This is a genomic window from Pseudomonas sp. GXM4, from assembly GCF_008923895.1.
GTDB classification, from domain to species: Bacteria; Pseudomonadota; Gammaproteobacteria; order Pseudomonadales; family Pseudomonadaceae; genus Aquipseudomonas; species Aquipseudomonas atacamensis.
On the sequence record NZ_WBRZ01000270.1, the window covers coordinates 1 to 7249 of the forward strand.

Below are 7249 nucleotides of genomic sequence, written 5' to 3' on the forward strand. Positions count from 1 at the left end.
TTCTGGCGGATCGCGTTGGCAGGAATCGGGGCCGCTTCGCAGCCCGACGGGGATAAATCCCCTCGCCACAGGGGATTATCGATAGCAGGCTTATTCAGTGAAAGGGATGCTCTCAACCACCTCGAGGTCATACCCGGTCAACCCCGCGTACTTCAGCGGCGGACCGAGGTGGCGCAGCTTGCCAACCCCAAGGTTCTGCAGAATCTGCGCCCCCGTCCCGACTTCGGAATAGATCCGCGATTGCGAACGGCTGAACTGCCGTGGCGGCTGGGTCAACTGCGGCACGCGTTCGAGCAACGCCTGTGACGATTCATGATTGGCCAGCACCACCACAACCCCATGACCTTCCGCCGCGACCCGTTGCAGCGCCGCCCACAGCGTCCAGTTCGTCGGCCCGCTGTACTCGGCGCCGACCAGATCGCGCAGCGGATCGATCACGTGCACGCGCACCAGTGTCGGCTCTTCGCGGCGCAGGTCGCCCATGACCATCGCCATGTGCACGCCACCTTCGATGCGATCTTCGAAGGTGATCAAACGGAACGTGCCATGCACCGTCGGCAGCTCTCGTTCACCGATGCGTTCGATGGTGTGCTCGGTGCTCAGGCGGTAGTGGATCAGGTCGGCAATGGTGCCGATCTTGATCCCGTGCTTGCGCGCGAACTGCTCCAGATCCGGGCGGCGGGCCATGGTGCCGTCGTCGTTCATCACTTCGACGATCACCGAGGCGGGGGTGAAACCGGCCAGACGCGCCAGATCGCAGCCGGCCTCGGTGTGCCCGGCGCGGGTCAGCACGCCACCTTCCTTGGCGCGCAACGGGAAGATGTGGCCGGGCTGCACCAGGTCTTCGGCGCGGGCATTCGGCGCGACGGCGGCGGCGACTGTACAGGCGCGATCTGCGGCGGAAATGCCGGTAGTCACGCCGACCGCCGCTTCGATCGACACGGTAAATGCAGTGCTGAACACACTGCCGTTGGCGGGTACCATTTGCTCCAGGCCCAAGCGCTGACAATGTTCGTCGGTCAGGGTCAGGCAGATCAGCCCGCGTGCCTCGCGGGCCATGAAGCTGATAGCCTCCGGTGTGCAACGATCAGCGGCCAGCAGCAGGTCGCCTTCGTTCTCGCGGTCTTCGTCATCGACCAGCAGGACCATTTTGCCGAGACGATAATCTTCGATGATTTCTTCGATGCTGTTGAAGGCCATGCTGGACTCTCAGGGTTCGTTGGAAATATATTGGTATACCATAATACAAAATCAACAAAGAGGTCACTATGAAGGCGTACTGGATTGCACATGTGGATATAGCCGATGCCGAGCACTACAGCCAATACACCCAGCGCACCCCGCAGGCGATTGCTGCATTCGGCGGCAAGTTCCTGGCCAGAGGCGGGCGCAGTGAAGCGCTGGAAGGGCGGCAGACGCCGCAGCGCACGGTGATCATCGAGTTTGAAAGCTACGAAACAGCCGTGGCGTGCTACCGCTCGGCGGCGTATCAGGAGGCGAAGAGCTACCGCGAAGAATGGGCGAGGGCGGAGATCATCATCGTTGAGGCCTTCACACCGATCTAAGCTGCATGATCGTTCCCACGCTCCGCGTGGGAATGCAGCCCGGGACGCTTTGCGTCCCATCCAGAGCCGAACGCGGAGCGTCCGTAGAGGCATTCCCACGCGGAGCGTGGGAATGATCAGGGGGAAGGTGATTTTTAGCGCATGAAATGGATCTTGCCGCTGTCATCATTGCCCATGTAGATCCCGTAAACCCCAGCCTGGCGCTCTTCGATATAGCGCTCGAGAATCTGCCGGATCGCCGGGTAGTAGATCTGCTCCCAGGGAATCTCTTCCGGGGCGAAGAATTTGTAATCCATGGTCTCCGGCCCGTACTGCCCGGTGATCTCCAGGGCGATGGCGCGGAAGATGATGTACACCTCGCTGATCTTCGGCACGCTGAAGATCGAATACGGCGAGACGATTTCCGCGCGCACGCCGCTTTCTTCCCAGACTTCGCGCAGCGCCGCCTGCTCGGTGGTCTCAAAGCTTTCCATGAAACCGGCCGGCAGGGTCCAGGTGCCCGGGCGTGGTGGGATCGCCCGTTGGCACAGGAGGTATTTGCCGTCCTGCTCGATGATGCAGCCGGCAATGATCTTCGGATTGACGTAGTGGATATAGCCGCAGCCGCGGCACATCAGGCGCTCGTGCGTATCACCCGGCGGCGTCTGCTGACCGAGGTCAGGGCCACCGCATTTCGGGCAAAAGCTCGGGCTGAACATGTCATTGACCTATGCGGGGTTCTTTCAGCGCGATCGGCAGGGTGATCGCCGGGGTACCTTTGACGGCGACGCCGGTCTCTTCCTGCTTGCGCTTGAGGTAATCGAGGGCCACGGCGGCGGCCGCGCGGACGTGATCGACACACGCCTGATGCGCCGCCAGCGGATCGCCGCTCTTGATCGCCTCGACCATTTTTTCCATCTCGTGATTACTCGCGCCGCGTCGGTTTTCCTGGGAGACCGAGGTCGCGCGCAGATAGCTGATGCGCGCCTGCAACTGACGCAATTGCGTAGCGGCGACATGGTTGCCCGAGCCTTCGAGCAGCACGTCGTAGAAGCCCTGCACCGAGTCGATCACCTGTTGCAGCTCGCCGTCCTTCAACGCCTTGCGGTTGTCATCGAGGGCTTTTTCCAGGGCTTTGATGTCCTTGGCTTTGGCGCGCAGGGTGAACAGCTGGACGATCAGGCCTTCGAGCACGCAACGCAATTCGTAGATATCGACGGCGTCGTCGAGGGTGATGATGGCCACGCGCGGGCCTTTGGCGTCGGCGAATTCGACAAGACCTTCGGATTCTAGGTGACGCAAGGCTTCGCGCACCGAAGTGCGGCTGACACCGAGGCGATCACAGAGGTCGCGTTCGACCAGACGATCACCTGGCATGAGCTGGAAATTCATGATCGCGCTACGCAGTTTGTCCAGCACGATTTCGCGCAGGGTAACGGGGTTGCGATTGACCTTGAAGCTGTCGTCGAGTGGCTGGCGTTTCATGGGGTCCGCTCTTGAGCTTGGCTGTCCATGCCAGACGGGCATCAAAACAGCCGAGGGTTAACTGGAGGCCTCGGCGTCGGCTTCGGCAAAGGCTTCACGGGCCAGCCGGAAACTGTCCACGGCCGCCGGAACGCCGCAATAAATGCCGACCTGAAGCAGAATTTCGCGTATTTGCTCACGACTCAGGCCGTTACGCAAGGCGCCACGCACATGCAGCTTGAGTTCATGCGGGCGGTTGAGCGCCGAGATCATCGCCAGGTTGATCATGCTGCGCTCCTTGAGCGACAGACCCTCACGCCCCCAGACATGGCCCCAGCAGTATTCAGTGACCATTTCCTGCAGCGGGCGGGTGAAGTCGTCGGCGTTCTCGATCGAGCGCTGCACGTAGGCTTCGCCCAATACCTGGGTGCGGATTTTCAGACCTTTTTCATACTTCTCGTTACTCATTTCTTTCGCCTCACCTCAATCCTGTGGGAGCTGGCTTGCCAGCGATAGCGGTAGTTCAGTCAGCATTGATGTTGAATGTTCCGTCGCCATCGCTGGCAAGCCAGCTCCCACAGGGTTTTGTATTGTTCTCAAACAAGGGGCGGCAACGCACCCAACTTGCCCTTGTGATAAATCATCGGCGTCACCGGTTGCTCGGGCAGGATCAGGTTCTTCACTGCGCCGACAATGATCGCGTGATCGCCGCCGTCGTATTCACGCCACAACTCGCACTCGATGATCGCCGTGGCCTTGGCCAGAATCGGGTTGCCCAGATCGCTCAGGTGCCACTCGATGCCCTTGGCCTTTTCCTTGCCCTTGCCGGCGAACGCGTAGGCTTCGGCAGTCTGCTCGGCGGAGAGCAAATGGATGGCGAATTTCTTGCTGTCGCGCAGTACCGGGTAGGTGTCGGACGCATAGTTGGGGCAGAACAGCACCAGCGCCGGGTCGATCGACAGCGCGCTGAACGCGCTGGCGGTGATGCCGACGATGCCGCCGTCCGGGTCGAGGGTGGTGACCACCGTAACGCCGGACGGGAACGAGCTCATGACGTCTTTGTAAATGCCGGGTTCGATCATTTCGCAGGACTCCTAGCGCATCACAAACGGATCAGGCATTGGCGCCTGGGAGAGGTTGATCCACACCGTTTTCAGTTCGGTGTAGGCCAGCACCGAATCGATGCCGCTTTCGCGTCCATAGCCACTGTTCTTGAAGCCGCCGATCGGCGCCATCGCCGACACCGCGCGGTAAGTGTTGACCCAGATGATCCCCGAGCGCACATCGCGTGCCAGACGATGGGCGCGGCCGAGGTCACGGGTCCAGATGCCGGCGGCGAGGCCGAACTGTGAGTCATTGGCGATCGCCAGCGCTTCGGCTTCGTCTTTGAAACGAATCACCGAGGCGACCGGGCCGAAGACTTCTTCCTGCATGATCTTCATCGAATTGCGGTCGCACTCGAACAGCGTCGGCTCGTAGAACCAGCCTTCACCGAGATCCGCCGGACGCTTGCCACCGGTGCGCAAACGCGCGCCTTCGGCGATCGCGTCAGCGACCAGACCTTCGACCACCGCCAGTTGCTGCGCGGTGGCCATTGGACCCATTTCACTGTGGTCTTCCTGCGGGTTGCCGATGCGGATGCGCTGGGCGCGCTCGACCAGACGGTTGACGAATTCGTCGTAGATTTCGTCCTGCACCAGCAAGCGCGAACCGGACACGCAACTCTGCCCGGACGCTGCGTAGATGCCGGCAATCGCACCGTTGATCGCGCTGTCGAGATCGGCGTCGGCGAAGATGATATTCGGCGACTTGCCGCCCAGCTCCAGCGACAGCTTGGCGAAATTCTCGGCGCTGCTGCGCACTACATGCCGCGCCGTGGCCGCGCCGCCGGTGAAGGCGATCTTGCGGATCAGCGGATGGCGGGTGAGGGCGGCGCCGGTGCTCGGGCCGTAACCGGTGACGACGTTGACCACGCCCGGCGGAATTCCGGCTTCGAGGGCCAGACGCGCCAGCTCGAGAATGGTCGCCGAGGCGTGCTCGGACGGCTTGATCACAATCGTGTTGCCGGCGGCGAGGGCCGGGGCCAGTTTGATCGCGGTCAGGTACAGCGGGCTGTTCCATGGAATGATCGCGGCGACCACACCCATGGCTTCGTGCACGGTGTAGGCAAACAGATCCGGTTTATCCAGCGGCAGGGTGCCGCCTTCCAGTTTGTCAGCGAGGCCTGCGGTGTAGTGGAAGAACTCCGGCAGATAGCTGACCTGGCCACGGGTTTCGCGGATCAGCTTGCCGTTGTCGCGGCTTTCCAGCTGCGCCAGGTGTTCCTTGTTTTCTGCGATCAGATCACCGAGGCGGCGCAGCAGTTTGCCCCGCGCAGTGGCGGTCAGGCCGCGCCAGGCCGGGCTGTCGAAGGCATTTTGCGCTGCTTGCACGGCGCGTTCGACGTCCGCTTCATCGGCGTCGGGCAGTTCCGCCCAGGCTTGCGCGGAGGCCGGGTTGAGGCTTTCGAAGGTCTTGCCGGAGAGGGCGTCGACCCAGTCTCCGCCGATGCACATCTGGAAGCGTGCGAGTGTCATGCAACGATCCCCTTTATATGGTTTTGTCGGGAGTGTGCGAATTGAAGAAATTCCAGCAGCATCTGATTGACCAGACGTGGCGACTCTACCGGCATCATATGCCGTTGCTCGGGCAGCACGGCAACCTTCGCAGCGGGGATGCGTCGGGCCAGTTGCTCGGCCATTTCCGGCGTCGAGCCAGGGTCAAGCTCGCCAGTGGCGATCAGCGTCGGCGCCTGAATGCTGCTCAGGTCGTCGGCGCGGTACATGTCCTGGGTGGCAAACAATTCGTAGGTGGTCAGGTAGCCCTGCGGATCGTTGTTGGCCAGAGTCTGGCGCAACGCGGCGATCTGCGCCGGGTTGGCCGCCTGATATTCACGGCTGAACCAGCGCGACAACGCCGCTTCGGCATTGGCGTCCGGGCCGTGTTCGGCAGCCTGGGCAGTGCGGGCAATCACGCCAGCACGCTGTTCTTCGCTGCGGTTGAACACGCTGTTCAACACCACCAGGCTTTGCAGGCGCTCCGGGTAATGCAGGGCGAAGGCCCGCGCGACCAGGCCGCCCATGGAGAAACCGATCACCGCTGCCTGGGGCAGATTGAGGTGATCGAGCAGCTCGAGCAACTGATCGGCGTAACCGAGCAGGTCGGTACCGCTGGCCGGGCGCGGGCTGGCGCCGTGGCCGAGCATGTCGTAGGCGATCACTTGGTACTGGCTGGCGAGGCCGACAATCTGCCCGCCCCACATTTCTTTGTTCAGGCCCACGCCGTGGATCAAGACCACGGGCTGGCCTTGGCCGGTCGCCAGGTAACTGGTGCCAGCCGGGGTGAGTTCAGCGGTGAGCCGAATCATGGAGCGCTCCTGCAATGCCTTTTTATTGTGATTACTGGGCTTTTTCGGCAGCCAGTTCTTCCAGATCGATGTAGCGGTTGCCGATGCGCGGGTGCAGGCGGCCACCGTCGGCGCAACCGAGCACGACGACGATTTCGTCGGCACGAGGCGCGTCTTCGATCTGCATTTCCAGGGTGATGTAGTGCGAACGCAGGCCTTCGTCGTCCTTGTGCATCATCGGGATCTGAATTGAAGTGCCCGGGCCGCCGCGCTTGTTGGTAAAGCTCAGGTAGCTCTTGGCTTTTACCGCTTCGCGATAGTGGTTACCGAAGCGCAGGGTGTGGATCACCGCCGACGCGTGCTCGATCTCGCCATCAGCGCCGACGACCGCCGCTTTGCCGTACGCCTCGATCTTCTCGGCACCGCCGATGATGCCGACCAAGCGTTCGACCATCATTGCGCCGAGGTCGGAGCAGTTGGCGCGGATCTGCGGCTTGAGGTCTTCGACAAAACCGTTGCCCACCCACGGGTTCTTCATCACCACGGCGAGGCCGACCATGGTCACCGGCTTGTCAGTAGCCTTGCCGCCTTCGATGAAGGTTTCTTCGACATAGCTGACGATCTTGCGAATTTCGAAACTCATGAGCTGCTCCGTTGGGGGATTGAGAGTGTCTGTGCGTCTGATGGTATACCATAATACCGATCCTGCAAGTCCCTCTGATGAGATTTGCCTCATCACCCCGGCGAATGGTCATGTATTCAAATCCCCAAGCTACCGCCAACCCCTGTGGGAGCGAGCTTGCTCGCGAAGAGGCCCCTCCAGTCGACATCTTCATTGCCAGACCCGGCGCTTTCG

The 7249-nt window shown here is 61.7% G+C and carries 9 protein-coding genes; 1 reads left to right on the top strand and 8 read right to left on the bottom strand.

Annotated elements, in window-relative coordinates; genetic code table 11:
* Positions 1 to 90 precede the first annotated feature (90 nt).
* Positions 91 to 1200: a bifunctional 3,4-dihydroxy-2-butanone-4-phosphate synthase/GTP cyclohydrolase II gene (gene ribBA, locus F8N49_RS23360; protein ID WP_016775017.1), complete on the bottom strand. Its 1110-nt coding sequence runs from the start codon at positions 1198 to 1200 to the stop codon at positions 91 to 93.
* A gap of 68 nt (positions 1201 to 1268) precedes the next feature.
* Between ribBA and F8N49_RS23365 the strand changes: the two genes are divergently transcribed.
* Complete coding sequence (locus tag F8N49_RS23365) at positions 1269 to 1565, top strand: DUF1330 domain-containing protein (RefSeq protein WP_073471129.1); 297 nt, start codon at positions 1269 to 1271, stop codon at positions 1563 to 1565.
* 134 nt (positions 1566 to 1699) lie between these two features.
* Here F8N49_RS23365 and F8N49_RS23370 read toward each other — a convergent pair whose 3' ends face one another.
* The 7 genes from F8N49_RS23370 to F8N49_RS23400 all read right to left on the bottom strand — a co-directional run bounded on the left by F8N49_RS23370 (position 1700) and on the right by F8N49_RS23400 (position 7036).
* Positions 1700 to 2263 (bottom strand): NUDIX hydrolase, encoded by a 564-nt coding sequence (locus tag F8N49_RS23370; RefSeq protein ID WP_016775015.1) that lies wholly within the window; start codon positions 2261 to 2263, stop codon positions 1700 to 1702.
* 1 nt (position 2264) lies between these two features.
* Positions 2265 to 3029, bottom strand: coding sequence for a GntR family transcriptional regulator (locus tag F8N49_RS23375; RefSeq protein ID WP_016775014.1), 765 nt, complete (start codon positions 3027 to 3029; stop codon positions 2265 to 2267).
* A 57-nt stretch (positions 3030 to 3086) separates the two neighbouring features.
* Positions 3087 to 3476 (bottom strand): carboxymuconolactone decarboxylase family protein, encoded by a 390-nt coding sequence (locus tag F8N49_RS23380; protein ID WP_007968634.1) that lies wholly within the window; start codon positions 3474 to 3476, stop codon positions 3087 to 3089.
* Positions 3477 to 3604: 128 nt separating this feature from the next.
* Positions 3605 to 4090 carry a flavin reductase family protein gene (locus F8N49_RS23385; protein ID WP_076562509.1) on the bottom strand — a complete coding sequence of 162 codons (486 nt, stop codon included), beginning with the start codon at positions 4088 to 4090 and terminating at the stop codon, positions 3605 to 3607.
* 12 nt (positions 4091 to 4102) lie between these two features.
* Complete coding sequence (locus F8N49_RS23390; RefSeq protein ID WP_071172701.1) at positions 4103 to 5584, bottom strand: aldehyde dehydrogenase; 1482 nt, start codon at positions 5582 to 5584, stop codon at positions 4103 to 4105.
* Positions 5581 to 6414: an alpha/beta fold hydrolase gene (locus F8N49_RS23395; RefSeq protein ID WP_130927338.1), complete on the bottom strand. Its 834-nt coding sequence runs from the start codon at positions 6412 to 6414 to the stop codon at positions 5581 to 5583. Before F8N49_RS23395 ends, F8N49_RS23390 begins: the two co-directional genes overlap by 4 nt.
* A gap of 31 nt (positions 6415 to 6445) precedes the next feature.
* Positions 6446 to 7036, bottom strand: coding sequence for an amino acid synthesis family protein (locus tag F8N49_RS23400; RefSeq protein ID WP_007968626.1), 591 nt, complete (start codon positions 7034 to 7036; stop codon positions 6446 to 6448).
* Between the last annotated feature and the right edge of the window lie 213 nt (positions 7037 to 7249).